Genomic DNA, 416 nt, shown 5'->3' with positions numbered 1-416 from the left:
CCAGCCGTTGTCCGCCGGCCCCCACCCCCTGCGCATTTCGTACCGCTCCGGCGACACCGTCTTCCAGGGCCTGGTGCTGGACCCTGGTGCGCGCACGGTCGCGCCGAGCGCCCCGTCCCGGCTCGTGGAGTTCGTCGGCGACTCCATCCCCGCCGGCGCGCTCACGGACCGGCTCGCACTGGACTCGTACGCCTGGAAGACCGGCGAGCAACTGGGGGCGCGCCACACCCAGATCGCCCGATCCGGCTACTGCCTCGTCGCCCAGTCCGGATGCACGGGCCTGAGCACGCAGTTCTTCAGGACGGCGAGCACGGGCAGCCAGAACTGGGACTTCTCCCGCTACCGGGCGGATGCCGTCGTCATCAACCTGGGCACCAACGACATCGGCCACGGAGTGAGCGGCGCCTCCTTCCAGT

Annotated in this window: 1 protein-coding gene; it reads left to right on the top strand. The window is 70.9% G+C overall.

The features are described 5' to 3' along the window. Positions 1 to 416 (top strand): GDSL-type esterase/lipase family protein (locus TN53_RS42600; protein ID WP_046264287.1); only part of this gene is annotated, 416 nt, incomplete at both ends.

Source organism: Streptomyces sp. WM6386, assembly GCF_000972385.1.
Lineage (GTDB): Bacteria > Actinomycetota > Actinomycetes > Streptomycetales > Streptomycetaceae > Streptomyces.
Note: the sequence above shows the minus strand (reverse complement) of the source record. Positions and strands in the feature narration are given on the sequence as shown.